15 protein-coding genes are annotated in these 17,005 nt (G+C 71.4%); 10 read left to right on the top strand and 5 right to left on the bottom strand.

The features are described from left to right. Positions 1-71 precede the first annotated feature (71 nt). The 3 genes from ACMXN5_RS44460 to ACMXN5_RS44450 are packed head-to-tail and all read left to right on the top strand — an operon-like array spanning position 72 to position 4,200. The gene (locus ACMXN5_RS44460) at positions 72-1,523 is read left to right on the top strand and encodes a hypothetical protein (protein WP_439680553.1); all 1,452 of its coding nucleotides are present in this window, start codon (positions 72-74) and stop codon (positions 1,521-1,523) included. Then, positions 1,523-2,803: a CHAT domain-containing protein gene (locus ACMXN5_RS44455; RefSeq protein ID WP_439680552.1), complete on the top strand. Its 1,281-nt coding sequence runs from the start codon at positions 1,523-1,525 to the stop codon at positions 2,801-2,803. The genes ACMXN5_RS44460 and ACMXN5_RS44455 overlap by 1 nt, the downstream gene beginning before the upstream one ends. Beyond that, complete coding sequence (locus tag ACMXN5_RS44450; protein WP_439680551.1) at positions 2,800-4,200, top strand: hypothetical protein; 1,401 nt, start codon at positions 2,800-2,802, stop codon at positions 4,198-4,200. Before ACMXN5_RS44455 ends, ACMXN5_RS44450 begins: the two co-directional genes overlap by 4 nt. A gap of 273 nt (positions 4,201-4,473) precedes the next feature. Here the strand turns inward: ACMXN5_RS44450 and ACMXN5_RS44445 are convergent, their stop codons facing one another. Beyond that, positions 4,474-5,073 carry a hypothetical protein gene (locus ACMXN5_RS44445; RefSeq protein WP_439680550.1) on the bottom strand — a complete coding sequence of 200 codons (600 nt, stop codon included), beginning with the start codon at positions 5,071-5,073 and terminating at the stop codon, positions 4,474-4,476. Between the two features lie 232 nt (positions 5,074-5,305). Here ACMXN5_RS44445 and ACMXN5_RS44440 point away from each other — a divergent pair, with 232 nt between their 5' ends. Beyond that, entirely contained in the window at positions 5,306-5,935 is a 630-nt protein-coding gene (locus ACMXN5_RS44440; RefSeq protein ID WP_439680549.1) for an alpha-ketoglutarate-dependent dioxygenase AlkB family protein, read from the top strand. A gap of 65 nt (positions 5,936-6,000) precedes the next feature. Here the strand turns inward: ACMXN5_RS44440 and ACMXN5_RS44435 are convergent, their stop codons facing one another. Then, entirely contained in the window at positions 6,001-8,334 is a 2,334-nt protein-coding gene (locus tag ACMXN5_RS44435; protein WP_439680548.1) for an Orn/Lys/Arg decarboxylase N-terminal domain-containing protein, read from the bottom strand. Positions 8,335-8,579: 245 nt separating this feature from the next. On the opposite strand from ACMXN5_RS44435, the gene htpG reads away from it, so the two are divergent. Continuing rightward, positions 8,580-10,511, top strand: coding sequence for a molecular chaperone HtpG (gene htpG / locus ACMXN5_RS44430; protein ID WP_439680547.1), 1,932 nt, complete (start codon positions 8,580-8,582; stop codon positions 10,509-10,511). A gap of 113 nt (positions 10,512-10,624) precedes the next feature. On the opposite strand, the gene ACMXN5_RS44425 is transcribed toward htpG, so the two are convergent. Then, complete coding sequence (locus ACMXN5_RS44425) at positions 10,625-11,518, bottom strand: NADP-dependent oxidoreductase (protein ID WP_439680546.1); 894 nt, start codon at positions 11,516-11,518, stop codon at positions 10,625-10,627. Between the two features lie 70 nt (positions 11,519-11,588). On the opposite strand from ACMXN5_RS44425, the gene ACMXN5_RS44420 reads away from it, so the two are divergent. Both ACMXN5_RS44420 and ACMXN5_RS44415 read left to right on the top strand, forming a co-directional pair. Further along, positions 11,589-12,185 (top strand): TetR/AcrR family transcriptional regulator, encoded by a 597-nt coding sequence (locus ACMXN5_RS44420; protein WP_439680545.1) that lies wholly within the window; start codon positions 11,589-11,591, stop codon positions 12,183-12,185. Positions 12,186-12,270: 85 nt separating this feature from the next. Beyond that, entirely contained in the window at positions 12,271-13,206 is a 936-nt protein-coding gene (locus ACMXN5_RS44415; RefSeq protein WP_439680544.1) for a LysR family transcriptional regulator, read from the top strand. 22 nt (positions 13,207-13,228) lie between these two features. Here the strand turns inward: ACMXN5_RS44415 and ACMXN5_RS44410 are convergent, their stop codons facing one another. Continuing rightward, a complete protein-coding gene (locus ACMXN5_RS44410; RefSeq protein WP_439680543.1) occupies positions 13,229-14,047 on the bottom strand; it encodes a hypothetical protein in 819 nt (272 codons plus the stop codon). A gap of 195 nt (positions 14,048-14,242) precedes the next feature. Between ACMXN5_RS44410 and ACMXN5_RS44405 the strand changes: the two genes are divergently transcribed. The 3 genes from ACMXN5_RS44405 (at position 14,243) to ACMXN5_RS44395 (ending at position 16,809) form a co-directional block, all read left to right on the top strand. After that, positions 14,243-14,887 carry an HNH endonuclease family protein gene (locus ACMXN5_RS44405; RefSeq protein ID WP_439680542.1) on the top strand — a complete coding sequence of 215 codons (645 nt, stop codon included), beginning with the start codon at positions 14,243-14,245 and terminating at the stop codon, positions 14,885-14,887. Positions 14,888-15,005: 118 nt separating this feature from the next. Further along, positions 15,006-15,980: an ABC transporter ATP-binding protein gene (locus ACMXN5_RS44400; RefSeq protein ID WP_439680541.1), complete on the top strand. Its 975-nt coding sequence runs from the start codon at positions 15,006-15,008 to the stop codon at positions 15,978-15,980. A gap of 7 nt (positions 15,981-15,987) precedes the next feature. Beyond that, complete coding sequence (locus ACMXN5_RS44395; RefSeq protein ID WP_439680540.1) at positions 15,988-16,809, top strand: ABC transporter permease; 822 nt, start codon at positions 15,988-15,990, stop codon at positions 16,807-16,809. A gap of 45 nt (positions 16,810-16,854) precedes the next feature. Here ACMXN5_RS44395 and ACMXN5_RS44390 read toward each other — a convergent pair whose 3' ends face one another. Next, entirely contained in the window at positions 16,855-16,998 is a 144-nt protein-coding gene (locus ACMXN5_RS44390) for a hypothetical protein (protein WP_439680539.1), read from the bottom strand. Positions 16,999-17,005: the final 7 nt, after the last annotated feature.

Raw genomic sequence — 17,005 nt, 5'->3', positions numbered from 1 at the left:
GGATCCGCCGACCCGCCCGCGGCCCAGCCGCCAGGAGGCCGCGGTTCGCCGCCCGCATCGAAGGAGTCGTGATGTCCGAGGTCACCATCGAGAAGTGGCACCTGGCGATGCTTCGGGTGCGGCTCGATCTCGGGCGCGCGTCGCCGATCGTGACGGTCGAGCTGCTCGGCTTTCCTCCGGGGGGCGCGACGCCGAACGCGAAGACATACTGGCGCGGCGATTTCGACTACGGCGGGTTCGGGCTCTCGGAAGGTGTCGAACCCCCGCACGACCCGACCGTGCCGGACGATCTGGTCGAGGGCCTCGTGCGCTGCCTGGGCAACGAGTTCCCGGCGGATACCGCACTCTGGTTGCGGCTGGTCCCGCCCTACGGCCACCTGGGCGGCGTGCCGTGGGAGAGCGCCCTCGTCGCCGCCACCGGCCGGCCGCTGGTCCGAGTGCCGGACCGCCTGCCGCCCGGATCCGATCCGGGGCGGGTATGGACCGTGGCGGTCGCGCTGTCCACCGCGCCGGACGCGCCGTGGGTGGCCGGATACCTCTCGGCGTTCGTCTCCTCACTGCGCGCCTGCGTCGCCGGCCGGGTGGACGTGCACGTGTTCACCGAGCGGGGTGGCGAACAGGCGTTGCGGGCGCTGTTGTCGACCGGGCGCAACGGCAACCTGATCCACGTCCACGACCCCGACGGCGCACAGCGCTACGCCCGGGCCGGTCCGCCGCGCCCCGAGGGCCCGGGCCCGGCCACCGGCCCGCCGCTGTGGGGCAATTGGATCGCCGGCGGACTCGACGGCAAGGCGGTGCGGGCCCTGCACATCGTCACCGACGGCACGTTCGACGGCATCCGACCGGTGCTTTCGGTCAACCCCGATCCCGCGACGGGCACCGACCGGTCCACCCGCGCGTTCGTCACCGCCGACCGGGTACGGCGCCTCGCGGACCGCGTCGGGGCGACCGTACTGTCCCTCGGTTCACCGCCGGACAATCCGTGCGACTCGGCGATCCGCATGATGGCCGACCACATCGGCCTGCGCCGGGCCGGGCCGACGATCTACAGCTCGCTGGCGCAGGATCCCGCCGGATACGCGTTGGCCCAGGCGCACGCGTTCGTCGCCGGCGACCCGGGCGCGGTCCCGATCCCGCGTGATCCGTCGCTGTTCGTATACCTCCAGCCCGAGTTCGTCGACGCCGCGCTCCGGGACCCGTGGCCGGATCCGGAGTCGCCCGGGATGTCCTGGCTCAGCGGGCGCGCAGCGATCACGGATTCGACGAGCAGCACCGAGGTCCTGCCCGATGCCCTCGGCATGGCCGGCGGCGACGAGATCACCGCGCACTACGCGAACGCCGACTCGGTGCCGATGTGGGTCGCCTCGTCCACGCGCTACATCGAGAACCAGGTGGCCTCCCTGGTCCGCACCGCCGGCGTCCCCGGCGAGACCCCGGCCGCCAAACAGGCGTACGACCTGGGAGTCGGCCAGGCCATCGCCGAGTTGCGCGCGCTCGTCGACGCACATATCCGGGAGACGTGATGCGCACCGTGCTCGGCTTCGAACCGCTGGGGAACGAGCGCACCGTGCTCAAACTGCGCGAGGCGCCCGCCAACATCCCGGGGCTCGGTGCCAATCGGGTCACCGACGTCTCCGATCCCGGCGGTACCGTCTCCAGCCGGGGCGAGGCGCTGCTGAAACGGCTGTGCCGGCATCCGGCGGTCAGTCAGGGCCTGAGCGCCGCCCTCGCCCAACCGCCCGCCGCCGGACCGACGCCGCTGTACCTGCACATGGTCTCGAACCTGGCCGACCAGCTGCCGTGGGAGCAACTGCGGTCCACCGCCCAGGGGTTCATCGCGCTCGACGCGCGTTGGCCGATCGTGCGCATCGCCGCCATCCGCAGCCCCGTCGATCGCCGCACGTTCACCCCGCCGCTGCGCATCGTCGCCGTGCTGTCCGCGGCGGGGCGCACCGGCGTGTCCCAGCTGGAGGCGCTGCTCGCGGCCTGCGCGCTGCCCGACGCGCGGGCGCTGGACACCCGGCTGCACGTGATCAGCGCCGAGCGGGCCGTGCTCGACCGCGTCGCGGCGGCCGGGCGCCCCGACGTCACCGCCGACGTACTCCCCGGCACCGCGCCGGAGTTGGCCAAGCGGATCACCGCGGCCAAGCCGCACCTCGTGCACCTGCTGTGTCACGGTGGCGCGGCCGGTGGTGTACGAACGCTGGCCTTCGCCCACACCGCCGACTTCGACGCGGGGGAGCCCGTCGGCTCGGTGCAGTTGAAACTGCCGGACCTGGTGGTCGCGTTGATCCCGTGCGCGCCGTGGCTGGTGGTCCTGGGCGCGTGTCAGACGGCGCAGACCTCCGACACGCTCTCGCTCGCCCACGACCTCGTCTCGCAGGGGCTGCCGGCGGTCGCGGGCATGCGCCGGCTGATCGACCTGAACGACACGGACCGGTTCTGCGCGGCGCTGTATCCGGAGGTGCTCGCCACCGTGCACGGCACGCTGGAGGACCCGGGCGAGCACGAGATCGACTGGGCGGCCACCTTCACCGCCCCGCGCCAGGCGCTGGCCCGGGACGATCCGGCCGAGACCGACGCGTGGTCGGACCCGGTGCTCTACCTCCAGGACGACCCGCTGCGGATCGCGGCGAGTTCGGCCGCGGACTCGTCCGAGTTGGCGAACCTCCAGGGGCGGCTGGACACGCACGAACGTTTCCGGGCGACCCTGGATCCGGCCACCACCGATCCGGCGCTGTTGGCGCAGGTGGACGCGCTGATCGCGGCCCTGCGGGCGCGTTTGGCGGAGGCGGGCCGATGACGCTGCCGGCGGACATCCAACTCGACGCCTGGACCGGGGACGAGGTCGCGCAGGCCACGATCGACGCCGGCGCCGCGTCGTGGGGTGCCGGAAGGGGCGGCATGCCGCACTCCCAGGCGGTGCTCCCGTTCGCGGCCCCGGCCGATCCGCGGGACTGGCGTTCGGCCGACGTCGGCTATGGAATCCTGCTGCCGGACAGTACCGATCCGCAGGTGTCCGACGCGGCGAAGGCGGCCGGCGAGGACGCGGCCGATCCGGTCCGCGAGTTGTTGGCGGCGCGGCCGGGCACCGTGGTGCTGCGCTGGAGCCCGGATCTGCCCGACCACCTGCTGCGCCGGTACTTCGCCGCCGACCCGCCCCAGGAACCGGCCATCGGGCTGTCGGAGTTCGGGACCGGGCGGGGTCGACTCCCGAAGTACGTGGCGATCATCGGCGGCCCCGACGTGATCCCGTGGTCCGTGCAGTACACGCTGGGCACCAGGCATCTGGTCGGGCGCATCCCCCTGGCCGGGGACGCGCTCGCCCACTACGTCCGGGCGCTGCTCGCGGATTGGGCCGGCGCCGAGGCGCGGACCGACCGGGCGGTGACCTGGACGGTGGACCACGGCCCGCTGGACATCACGGCGCTGATGCGCGCGGTGATCGCCGCGCCGCTGGCGGCCCGGCTCACCCCGCCCCCGCTGGCCGGGTTCCGCGACGTCAGCGCGGCGGAGGCGACCGGCGACGCGCTGGTGGGCGCCCTCGCCGAGCTGCGCCCGGGGTTGCTCGCCACCTCCAGCCACGGCCGCACCGGTCCGCTCGGCGATCCCACCGCGATGCGCGCGACGCTCGGGTTGCCGGTGGACGGCACGCACACCACCGTGCCGCTGCGCACGGTGTGCGACGGCATTCCGGGCGGGTGTGTGTGGTACGCCCAGGCGTGCTGCTCGGCCGGTGCGGCCGGTGAGAGCTTCTACGCCGGGCTGCTTCCGGTCGGCAGCTCCGCGCTCGGTACGGTCGAGGCGGTCGCGGGGTTGGGCACGATGGTGGCCCCGGCACCGCTGGAACTGCTGGGCCGCGAACAGCCGGTGCGGGCCGTACTCGGCCACGTCGAGCCGACGTTCAGCTGGACCCTGCGCGTCGACGACACCGGCCAGGGCCTCGGCGGCCGCCTGGTCTCCGCGCTGTCCAGCCGGCTGTACGCGGGCGAGCCGCTGGGTCTGGCCCTGGCCGAATACCGCGCCGACGTCGGCGAGTTGCACACCCGCTGGGCCCGCCTGCGCGACACCTTGGCCAACGGCGACACCTCGGTCCGCGAAACCCTCACCAGACTCCGCGTGGCAGCCCTCGACCGCCAAAGCCTGGTCCTCCTCGGCGACCCCACGATCGCCCTACCACCCCTGCCCCTCACCGGGTGACACCCGGTTTGTCACGGCCCCCCGGCGCGGCGGACTCAAACCGCGATTCGGCCGCGGCGGCCTCGCGCTCCGCGGCGCGGAACTCCGACGTGGGGTCGGCATCCCCGGCCGCAGCGGCGAACCCATCACCGCTGCGAGCCATCGACGCGCGGAATGCGTCGATGAAGCGGTTTTCGATCGGTCGAGGTCGGCGGCGACGGTGCTCCGCACGGCCGCCGGGTGCGGTCGTGCGGGGCGCGGTGGGTCAGGGTGTGGGGTGTGGTCGCCTCGGCGCTACAGCGACGTGCACTGGCCGGACTTCGGGCCCTTGGCCGTATTCGGCATGCCGGCGTTGGTCGGCTCGGGGGTGTTGCCCGTGCAGTTCAGCGGGCCGCCGACGGTGTTGGCGAGTATGTAGGTCGGGCCTTTGTTCGCGGCCAGGTGCGCGGGGCCGCCGATGCGGGACCACAGGAGTGCGGTGACGCCGATCGCGTCGGTGCCCGTGACGGGGCCGCCGACCGTGGTGTCGGCCAGGACGAGGGCGGTCGCGCCGCGCGCCGAGACCGGGCCGGTGACGGTCGACTTGGTGGCGATCAGGCCCGCGCCCGGCCCGATCCGGACCGGGCCCTGCACCGTGGCGCCGTCCAGGCAGGTGATGCCCGACGTGATCGTGAGCGGCTTGCTCCGCACACCGCGCACCGTGGTGGTGCAGGCGCCGAAGTCGCCGGCGGCGGCCCGGTCGAGGTCGATGGCGGGAACACCGGTCTGTACGGCGGTGGCGGCGGTCGGCTCGGCCGGGGCGGCCCACACGACGGGTGCGGCCGTGGTGAGTCCGGCCGCGAGCAGCGCGGTCAGGGCGAGCGCGGTCGCGGGGCGGCGACGGATGGGTGACACGGGCTCTCAGCTCCTCAACGGGTGCGGGCGCCCATCGTTCGGGGGATGGGACGCACCCTGCTCGATACGGGCCCGGTCCACGCGGATCGGGCCGCTGCCACCCAATCGCGGGCAGGAATCCGCCGACCCGTGTTCCGGTTGATCATCCGCCACGTCCGCGCGAACAACGCGTCCCGATGGGTTGACTCGCATGTTCGAACGTACGTTCGGGTCGATGGGGTATCGTGGTGGAATGTCCGGCTCACTCCAGGGTTCGCTCTTCGACCAGGGCGACGTCGTCCACGTCGGCCCGCCACACGGGCTGCGCCGCACCGTGTTGGGGCACGGGGCGTGGATCGACGAGTTGCCCGGGTGGGTGAACGGCGCCGACACGCTATTCGCCGCGCTCGCCGAGACGGTTCCCTGGCGGGCGGAGCGACGGCTGATGTACGAACGGGTCGTCGACGTCCCCCGGCTGCTCGCCTACTACCGCGCCGCCGACCCGCTGCCGCACCCCGCCCTCGCCGAGGCGCGCGACCGGCTCTCCGACCACTACGCGGCGGAGCTGGGCGAGCCCTTCGTCAGCGTCGGCCTGTGCCTGTACCGCGACGGCCGGGACAGCGTCGCCTGGCACGGCGACCGCGACGGCCGCGGCGCGCACGCCGACACGATGGTCGCGATCGCGTCCGTCGGCGCGCCGCGCGATCTGCTGCTCCGGCCGCGCGGCGGTGGCGAGCCGGTACTGCGCCGCCCGCTCGGACACGGCGACCTGATCGTGATGGGTGGCTCCTGCCAACGCGCCTGGGAGCACGCCATCCCCAAGACGACCAGGGCGACGGGACCGCGGATCAGCATCCAGTTCCGCCCGCACGGCGTCGGCTGAGCGGGTCGCGGCCAATCCCGCCTACACGTGCCGCCCCCTACAATCCCCGGTCGCCGACCGGCGGTTCAGCCGCCCAGGGCGTTTTCCCGGTCCGGGTGCACACACTCGATGCGGTAGTCGCCGCTCTCCGGGTCGACGACGACGCCGTGGGTTTCGCTGTGGAAGCCGGGGAAGTGCCGGTCGAACGCCTCCAGGGCGCCGAGGTAGCGCAGGAGCGGGCCGTCGGCGGCGCCGATGTTCTCCCCGGGCATCAGGACGGGGATGCCCGGCGGCGTCACGGTGACCATGGCCGCCGCCACCCGCCCGGCCGCCTCGGCCAACGCCACCCGCTCGGTGCCGCCCCGGACCAGCTCGCGATAACACCGCTGCGGCGGCGCCACCGGCACCGGCAGGTCCCGGAACGCGGTGTCCAACAGCTCGACCAGGTTCGCCCCGCGCAGGTGGTCGTGCATGTCCCGGCACAACTCCCGCAGCCCCTGCTCGGCGTAGCGGCCCGGGAACTGCGCGACGACATCGGGCAGTACGGCGGTCAGCGGCGCGTTGTCGTCGTACAGCGCCTTGAAGTCCGTCAGCGCGTCGAGCAGCGTGCCCCACTTGCCCTTGGTGATACCCATCGAGAAGAGCACAAGCGTCGTGTAGGAATCGGTCTTCTCCACCACGATGTTGCGGGTGGCGAGGTAGGCGGTGAGCACCCGGGCGGGGATGCCCCACTCGGCCATCGTCCCGCCGGCGTCGATCCCCGGGCAGGTGAGCGTCACCTTGATCGGGTCCAACAGGCAGTATCCCTCGGTCAGTTCCGGGAATCCGTGCCAGGCGGCGCCCGGCTCCAGTTCCCAGCACGAGGGTTCGGCACGCAACAACTCCCGTGGGGCACGGGCGAAGTCGAAGGTTTCACCGGTCGCGGGGTCGGTCACCGTGTCGGGTTGCCAGACGCCGAAGAACCACGGCGGCCGATCGCCCGCGGCGGCGATGCGCTCACCGAGGCGCACCATCGACTGCCGGAAGCGGATCGCCTCGACCACGGCCTCGTCGACCAGCCAGTGCCCCTGCGGGCCGTCCATCATGCCCGCCGCCACGTCCAGGGACGCGATGACCGGGTACAGCGCGGAGGTGGTGCCGTGCATCATGAACGCCTCGTTGAACCGGGCGTGTTCCACCGGAGCGCGCGGCGCGGGGCGCACGTGCACCATCGCGCTCTGCGAGAGCGCGGCGAGCAGCTTGTGCGTGGACTGGGTCGAGAACACGGTGGGCCGTTCCTCGTTCGGGAAGCCGTCCGGGCCCACCGACATGCCGTAGCGGCCGGCGTAGAGCGGGTGGAAGCGGGCGTACGCGAACCACGCCTCGTCGAAGTGCAGGCGCGGAGTGTTGGCGGCGAGGGCCCGGGCGAGCGCCGTGGCGTCGTAACACAGGCCGTCGTATGTCGAGTTGGTCACCACCGCGTACTGGGCATCGGGACGCACCGCGTCGCGCGCGAGCGGATTGGCGGCGATCCGGGCCGCCACGGCCGCGGCGTGCACCTCGGTCGGAGGCAGCGGGCCGGCCAGGCCGAATCCGTTGCGGGTCGGGGTCAGGTATACCGGACGGGCGCCGGAGACGACCAGGCCGTGCAGTACGGATTTGTGGCAGTTGCGGTCCACGAGCGCGATCTCGTCGTGGGTGACGCAGTAGTGCCCGACCATGCGGTTCGCGGTGGAGTCGCCGTGCAGCACGAAGTAGGTGCGGTCGGCACCGAAGATCCGGGCGGCGTTGCGTTCGGCGGCGCCGATCGGGCCCGAATGCTCGTACAGCGACCCCAGTTCGCCGACCGAGATGGACAGGTCGCTGCGAAACAGCTGCTCGCCGAAGTAGTCGAAGAACGCCCGCCCGACCGGGGACTTCAGGAACGCCACGCCGCCGGAGTGGGCGGGGGTGTGCCAGGAGTATTCGTGGGTGTCGCCGAAATGCCGCAACGCCTTGAAGAAGGGCGGGAGTACGGCTTCGAGGTGGGCACGGGCCGCGTGCACGATGCGCCCGGCGACGAAGGACGGGGTGTCCTCCAGCGGCCAGACGTAGCCGACCACGGTCTCGGCCACCCACAGCGGCAGTGCTTCGAGATCGTCGTCGGCCATCACCAGGAAGACCGGAAGTCCGGTGAAGCGCCGCCCCACACAACGCAACACCGCCGCGCCGGCCGTCTCCTTCGTGGTCTGCTCGGCGCCGGGCAGGTCCCACGACACCAGGGCGGCGGCCAGCCCCGCCTCGGTCCGCAACACCGCCTCGGCCTCGACCCCGTCCCGGGCCCACCGCACCTCGAAGCCCTGGTTCCGGATCTCGGCGGCGATCCGCCGAAACTGCTCCGCTCCGGCATCGGCCCCGTCCGAAGCCTCGGAAACCACGAAGACCACCGTACCGATCGCCATGCCGGCCTCCTTGCGCGCCACGAACCCGCCATCACCGCTTCGAGGGTCACCGACACGGTGCGGCGAAAGCCCCCGAAAGCTCGCCAAACCCTCCTTTCGAGGGAAAACGCGGTCGGGCAAGCCCGGCGGTGACGTGGATCCGCCCGGGGGACGCGCGTCGTGTGGACGGGTCCGCGCGCTCCGCCATATCGTGTCGTGGCTGAGACCACGCTGATCTGACGACAGCGAGACAAGGAGACCTCAGAGTGGGCACGGGTGGCAGTGTCGAGACGTTGGAATTCCAGGCCGAGACCCGGCAGTTGCTCCAGTTGGTGATCCATTCGATCTATTCCAACAAGGACATTTTCCTGCGTGAGCTGATCTCCAACGCCTCCGACGCTCTGGACAAGCTGCGACTGGAGTCGCTGATCGACTCCGACCTCGAGGTGGATACGTCCGACCTGCACATCGCCTTGGCCGTCGACAAGGACGTCCGCACGCTGACCGTGCGCGACAACGGCATCGGCATGAGCCGGGACGACCTCGTGGAACTGATCGGCACGATCGCCAAGTCCGGCACCGCCGGTCTGCTGGAGAAGCTCAAGGAAGCCAAGGAGACCCAGGACGGCGCCGCGGCGCAGAACCTGATCGGACAGTTCGGCGTCGGCTTCTACTCGGCGTTCATGGTCGCCGACAAGGTCACTCTGCGCACCCGGCGCGCGGGCACCGACTCGGGCACCGCGTGGGAGTCCGACGGCGAGGGCACCTACGAGATCCGGGCCGTCGACGACCTGCCCGTGGGCACCTCGGTCACCCTGCACCTGAAGGCCGCCGACAACGAGGACGGGCTGGCCGACTACCTGTCCGAGTGGAAGATCCGGCAGATCGTCAAGCAGTACTCGGACTTCATCCGCTGGCCGATCCGGATGGCGACGGAGCGGACCGACGCCGACGGCGTCACCACCCACGGCGTCGACACGCTCAACTCGATGAAGGCGCTGTGGGCCCGGCCGCGCAGCGAGGTGACCGAGGCCGAATACGCGGAGTTCTACAAGCAGATCAGCCACGACGGGCTCGACCCGGCCGAGACGATCCACATGCGCGCCGAGGGCAACTTCGAGTACGAGGCGCTGCTGTTCATCCCGTCGCAGGCCCCGTTCGACCTGTTCTCGCGCGAGACGAAGCGCGGCGTACAGCTGTACGTCAAGCGGGTGTTCATCATGGACGACTGCGAAGCGCTGATGCCGAACTATCTGCGCTTCGTCAAGGGTGTCGTGGACGCGCACGACCTGTCGCTGAACATCTCCCGCGAGATCCTGCAGCACGACCGGCAGATCCGCGGGGTGCGCCGGCGCCTGGTGAAGAAGGTCCTCGGCGCGATCAAGGACATGCAGGCCAAGGACGGCGAGCGCTACACGAAGTTGTGGGCGCAGTTCGGCCGGGCGCTGAAGGAGGGCCTGCTCGAGGACACCGACAACACCGAGGCGCTGTTGGAGCTGGTGTCGGCCGCCTCCACGCACGACCCGGAGAAGACCACCACGCTGCGCGAGTACGTGGAGCGTATGAAGGACGGTCAGGACGCGATCTACTACCTGACCGGCGAGACCCGGGCAATGGTGGAGAACTCCCCGCACATGGAGGCGTTCGCCGCCAAGGGGTACGAGGTGCTGATCCTCACCGACCCGGTCGACGAGGTCTGGGTCGACCAGGTCCCGGCGTTCGCCGGCCACGCGCTGCAGTCCATCGCCAAGGGGCAGGTCGACCTCGACGAGCCCGCCGACGGCGACGACGGGGCCGAGTCGGACAAGGCCAAGCGCGAGGAGGACTTCGCGGCCCTGCTCCCGTGGCTGACCACGACGCTGTCCGAGCAGGTGAAGCAGGTGCGCCTGTCGTCCCGGCTGACCACGTCGGCGGCCTGCATCGTCGGCGACGCCCACGACATGACGCCGACGCTGGAGAAGATGTACCGGGCGATGGGCCAGGAGATGCCCCCGGTCAAGCGCATCCTGGAGCTCAACCCGACGCACCCGTTGATCACGGCCCTGCGCTCGGCCCACGCGACGAACGCGGAGGATCCGGCACTCGCCGAAATCGTCGAACTCGTCTACGGCGGCGCCCTGTTGGCCGAAGGCGGCGACCTCCCCGACCCGGCCCGCTTCACCCGCCTGCTGACCAACCACCTGGCCAGGGGCCTGTAACCCACCCTGGGGCGCGACCGGCCGGACCCACCCGGGCCCGGCCGGTCGCATCCCCGCCCACCCGGTCGCCCGCCGGGCGCGAGGTCGCGCCGTGGGGCGGCCGGGGCGGGGCCTCAGATGAGGATGACTCGGCGCCCGCGAGTGTGGCCTGCCTGGCTGTCGACGTGTGCCGCCGCGGCCTCGGCGAGGGTGTACGACTTCTCGATCGGGATGTGCAACCTTCCCCGGGCGATGAGGTCGGCGGCCTCGGCGAGCGCGTCGGGCACGCTGCCGGCCGTGCCGGAGAAGCGCACTCCGAGGTCCGGCGCGCCGAGGTCGGCGATGGAGATCACCTTGCGCGGATCGCCGGTCAGCTCGACCAGTTCGCGGATCACTCCCGAGCCGGCCAGATCGAGCGCCGCGTCGACCCGGCCGAGCCCGCGCACCCGCTCGACCCAGCCCTCGCCGTACGTCGTGGCGACCGCGCCCAGGCCGCGCAGATAGTCCTGGTTCGCGGCACTGCCCGTACCGATCACCGCGATGCCGCGATCGCGGGCGATCTGCAACACCGCCGAGCCCACTCCCCCCGAGGCACCGCTGACCAACAGCGTCTGCCCGGGTTCCACACCGACCTCGCGGATGATGCGCAGCGCGGTCTCCACCACGGACGGGTATCCGGCCGCCTCCTCGAAGCTCAGCCCCTCCGGCATCCGGACCCAGGCCGACATCACGGCGAACTCGGCGTAGGTGTCCGACCCTTCGCCGAACACGTGGTCGCCGACCTCGACCCCCTCGACGCCTTCGCCGACCTCATCCACCACCCCGGCGGCGTCCAGCCCCACGCCGGCGGGCAGCTCGATCGGATGGGCCGACAGTTTCTGGCCTTCGCGGATCCTCCAGTCGACGGGGTTCACCCCCGCCGCCCGTACGGCGATGCGTATCCGGCCGGGGCCCGCGTGGGGCTCCTCGGCGTCCAGCAGGTGCAGAACATCGGGACCGCCGAACTCGGCGAAGCTCACTTTCCTCATGCCGTGGACCGTAGCACTAACGGTTAGTGTTTTGAAACTGTTGCAGTCTCATACCTGATAGCATCGGGCCATGACCGAGCCCGTCGGCCGCCGCGAACGCAAGAAGGCCGCGACCCGCCAGAACATCGCCGACACCGCCCTGCGGCTCTTCCTGGAGCGCGGATACGACGCGGTGGGCATCCGTGACGTGGCCGCCGAAGCCGACGTGGCCGTCACCACGCTCTTCTCGCACTTCGCCTCGAAGGAGGCCCTGGTGTTCGAGCGGGACGAGGACTTCGAACAACGCCTCGCCCGGGCGGTGACCGACCGGGAACCGCACGAGCCGATCGTCCCCGCGTTGCGGCGCGAGATGCGGGCCATGGTGCGCCATTGCGCGTCGGAGGGCGCCGCCCCGACCTGGCAGATGATCGACGCGACGCCCGCGCTGCGCGAATACGAGGAGTCGATGCGACTGCGTCACGCCGAATCGCTGGCCGCCGCCATCGCCACCGACCTCGACCTGCCGCCGGGCACCACGGCCTGCCGGACGATCGCCAGGTTCGTGACCGACGCCCATTCGCTGGCCCGCGAGGCGGCCGATCCGGACGCCGCGGTGGATGAGATCTTCCGAATGATCGAGGCGGCCTGGAAAGTCACCTTTCCGTACAACCGATCAGCGATCGGTTAGCACCACCGCAGTCGGCACACCCGGGGATTGAACAACCGTCGGACCACCGCGCCACAACCAATGGTTGTACCCATAGGGTGTCCGCATGGACCTCGACGCCGTCCGGACCTTCGTCACCGCCGCCGAGGCGGGGCCGTTCCAGGAGGCCGCCGCCGAGCTGGCGGTCAGCCAGCAGGCCGTCTCCAAGCGCATCGCCGCGCTGGAGCGCACCCTCGGCGTACGACTGTTCACCCGCACCCCGCGCGGCGCCGAACTCACCATCGACGGACAGGCGTTCCTGCCCCACGCCCGGGAGCTGCTGCGCGTCGCCGAACGGGCCGTCGAGTCCGTACGCATCGGCCGCCGCCCGCTGCGCGTGGACGTACTCACCTCACGCGGCGCGGCGTCGGGCCTGCTTCGCGGCTTCCATCGGGCACATCCCGAGGTCGAGCTCGACGTGGTGATGCTGTTCGGCATCGACACGGCCATCGCCGCCATCCGGTCCGGTGCGATCGACGCGTCCTTCCGCGCCGTCACCATGCCGGGCCGGCCGCTCCCCGACGACATCGAGTCCGCCCGGGTGCTCGACGAGCCGCTCCAACTCCTCACCGGCCCCGCACACGTGCTGGCCGGCGCCCGCTCGGTGCCGCTCGCCGAGCTCGCCGGGCATCGGATCTGGATGCCCGGCATCGTCCCCGGCACCGAGTGGGCGGCCTACTACGACGACCTCGTCGCCGAGTTCGGGCTCACCATCGAGGCGACCGGCCCCAACTTCGGCGCCGACGCACTCCTCGACACCGTCGCGGACACCCCAGCCCTGGCCACCTTCATGGGCGGGGACACCCGCCTGGTCTGGCCCACCGACCACGGCCTGCGCCGCATCCCGGTGATTGACCCGATGCCCGTCTACCCCCACTCACTCCTGTGGCAACGCGGCAACCCCCACCCCGCACTGGCAACCCTCCGCACCCACCTCGCCGACACGGCCACCACGCCCGACGCCCCCGGAACCTGGACCCCCGACTGGGCCCGCCCCCACTGAACCCACCGGCCGGCACACACCCTCAAACACGCTGCCCGGGCGCGAGTTCGACGATGCGGTCCGGATCGGGGCGGCGGGCGACGACCGGCTGATCGAAGTCGAGCCAGTCGAGCGTGATGCCCTTATCCGCCCCCTCCCCCACGGTCATCCGGGCCGGGAGCGCGGTCCCCTCGGCGGGGATGTACAGCAGCACGTCGCCCAAGGTGTCGTCGTGCCCCCCGAGCACGATCATCCGCCGGCCGTCCACCTCGGCGTCGCGATGCCGCTCACCGTCGCGGACGGCCTCGGCCAACTCGCGCATGTCGGCGAGGTCCTTGATCCGGTCCGGTTCGGTGACGAACGGGCTGTCCGAGGGCAGCCGTACGTACTTGTCCGTCAGCCGCTCGGCCAGTTCCCGGTTTGTCCGGCTCCAGGTCCCGGCATCCCCCTTGAGGTACACCTCGGAGCCGGTCCCGACCACATCGAACACCCCGACGCCGACCTCCTCGACGGTCGCGGTGAAGGCCTTCGAGCCGAGGTCGATCCGCATGTCCATACGCACCGTGCGTGCCTTCACCCGGATCACACCCCGCAGGTGCACGGTCCGCACCCGCATCGCGGCGAGCGAAACGCGCGTGTACAACACCCGATCGCTGAGCGTCGAGTTGTCGCCGGCGACATCGCTCGCCGTCTCGTCCTGCGAACTCCCCGCGGGATCCGGGGTTTCCGCACATCCCGCGACCAGCATCAACACGATCCCCGCAGCTCCCGCCGCGTTCCGCGCCGACCGCATCCGCACACGCTTGAACAACTGACTCCCCATCACCCACGGCCCCCACCGGCGCCAACTGCCGTACATCATCGCGGGATCCGAATTCGGGCTGCCCGCCGGGGGGCCGACGGTTCGTGGTGGGTACCGGCACCCGCCGTCGTGGTCGCGGTTACCGAATGTTCACACCACATAGGGTCCCGGCGGCCCCTCGGGGTCCGGCACGCTGGTCGCGATCCGCGCCCGGGTCCGGGCCGGACGCCACCGCGTCACTCGGGAGGCCACGCCTTGTCCACCTCGACCGTGTTCCGCCGCGCCGCAACGACCGGCTGTGTCGCCGTACTTGCCCTCGCCGCGACCTCGACCCTGACCACTCCCGCGCAGGCCGCGTTGCCGACACCCGTCTCCGCCGCGACCGCCCGCTCGTATCTGGCCGGCATGTCCGCCACCGCCGAGACCCACGGCGACAGCTACGACCGCAGCCTGTTCCCGACCTGGATCACCATCTCCGGGACCTGCGACACCCGCGAGTGGATACTCAAGCGCGACGGTGTGGGCGTGACCACGAACTCGGCCTGTACCGCCACGTCCGGCACCTGGACCAGCGCCTACGACAACGTCGTCACGACCGACCCGTCGACGTTCGACATAGACCACCTGATACCGCTGTCCGAGGCCTGGGCCTCCGGCGCCTGGGCCTGGACCACCACGCGTCGCCGCACGTTCGCCAACGACGTGAACGACCCGCAACTCATCGCCGTCTCCGCCTCGTCCAACCGCTCGAAGGGCGACCGGGACCCCGCCGAATGGCTGCCCCAGGCCTCCTACCGCTGCACGTACGCCCGCGCCTGGGTCCAGGTCAAGCACGACTACGCGCTCACCGTCGACAGCAGCGAGAAGAGCGCCCTCACCTCCATCCTCAACGCCTGCTGATCACGCGCCGCGAACCGGCGCCCCGGCCGCCCGTTCACCCGTTTCCCACACTGCGGATGCGGATTTCCGCGACAGAAGCGATCATGTAGACCGCCCGAGGAGAAAGCGGCACATATCGATGATTGTTGCGGAAAGCCTCACCAAGAGGTACGGCGCGAAGACGGCTGTCGACGACGTCAGCTTCGAGGTCCACCCCGGACGGGTCACCGGGTTCCTCGGACCCAACGGCGCCGGGAAGTCCACCACGATGCGGATGATCCTGGGCCTGGACCGACCCAGTGCCGGTCGGGTCACGGTGGACGGGCGGGCCTACCGCGACCTGAGCGCGCCGATGGTGGAGGTCGGTGCGCTCATCGACGCCAAGGCGCTGCACGGCGGCCGGACCGCCCGGGACCACCTGGTCGTCCTGGCCAAATCCAACGGCATCCCGCTCACCCGCGTGGACGAGGTCCTGGACACCGTCGGCCTCACCTCGGTCGCCAAGAAGCGCTCCGGCGGTTTCTCGCTGGGCATGGGCCAGCGGCTGGGGATCGCCGGGGCGCTGCTCGGCGATCCCCGGGTACTGCTGTTCGACGAGCCCGTGAACGGGCTCGACCCCGAGGGGATCCTGTGGATCCGCAACCTGATGAAGCGCCTCGCCGGCGAGGGCCGCACGGTCTTCGTCTCCTCGCATCTGATGAGCGAGATGGCGCTGACCGCCGACCACCTCCTGGTCATCGGGCGTGGGCGGATCCTCGCCGACACGGGCGTCGCCCAGTTCATCGCGGAGAACTCGGTCAGCCACGTGAAGGTGCGCTCGCCGCAGGCGGATCGGCTCGCCGAACTCGCCGCGGCGGCGGGCTGGCAGGTGAACCGGGACCCGGCGGGGGCGCTGTTGGTCCAGGACGTGACCACCGATCAGGTCGGTGATCTCGCCGGGCACAACGGGGTGTTCCTGCACGAACTGGCGAAGGTCGAGGCCTCGCTCGAAGAGGCGTTCATGCGGCTCACCGCCGACAGCGTCGAATACCACACCGGCGGCACACCCCCGAAGGTCGCCGCCGAGGCGGTCCCGGGATGGGGTCCGCCGTCCGTCGCAGACCGGATCGGATGAGGCCACGATGACGACGACCGCACCCGCCGCGCCGACGGCGGTCGCGCCCGGCGCGCGACTGACCTTCGGCCGGATCCTGGACTCCGAGTGGGCCAAGATCAAGACCGTACGCTCGACCATGTGGACCCTGCTCGCCCTGTTCGTGGTGAGCGTACTGATCAGCTGGGGCATCGCGAGCCTGGCCGCGAGCGATGTGGCCAAACACGTGGCCGAGGGCAAGAAGAACGACGCCCCGGATCTGCTCACCGTGGGCGTCGCGTTCGGCCAGATCGCCGCGCTGGTGCTCGGCGTGATGTCGATGACGGCCGAATACTCGACCGGCATGATCCGTACCAGCCTGACCGCGGTGCCGTGGCGCGCCTCGATGCTCACCGCCAAGGCCGTGGTGCTGGCCCTGGTCCTGTTCGTGGTGGGCGCGGTCACCGGGTTCTGCTGCTACTTCCTGGCCAACCTGATGCTCGACGCCAAGGACGTCGGCGTCGCCCTCGGCGATCCCGGCGTGATCCGGGCCCTGGTCGGCACGGGCCTGTACCTGGCCGTCCTCGGCCTGTTCGGCATGGCCCTGGGCGTACTGCTGCGGCACACCGCCGGCGCCATCACCCTGGGCATCGCGCTGATCTTCGTGGTCGGCGGCGTGGTCGGCCTGATCCCCGGCAGGACCGGCGACTGGATCGCCAAACTGATGCCCGCCAACGCCGGCAGCCAGGTGATGTCGGTCAAGGCCGCGGACAAGATGCTCCAACCCTGGCCGGGCTTCGCGGTCTTCGCGGCCGAAACCCTGATCCTCCTGCTCCTCGGCGCCCTCCTCCTCGAAAAACGCGACGCCTGACCCCACCCGCGCCGGCCCCGTCCCGGCACCGGCGCGAAACCCGGGTCAGTCGTCCTTCTCCTCGTCGTCGATGTCCTCGTAGACGTCCACGAGGTGGCTGCGGAGGTCGTCTGCGCGGGGTTCGCTCCAGCGACGCAACGCCCATGCCGGGCAACAGTAGGGGCTGCCTCCGATACCCCCGGCCGGCACGATCCGG

It is taken from the genome of Embleya australiensis (assembly GCF_051903075.1).
In the GTDB taxonomy this organism is placed as follows: domain Bacteria; phylum Actinomycetota; class Actinomycetes; order Streptomycetales; family Streptomycetaceae; genus Embleya.
The sequence above is the reverse complement of the archived record's forward strand: the minus strand, read 5'-3'. Positions and strand labels throughout refer to the sequence as shown.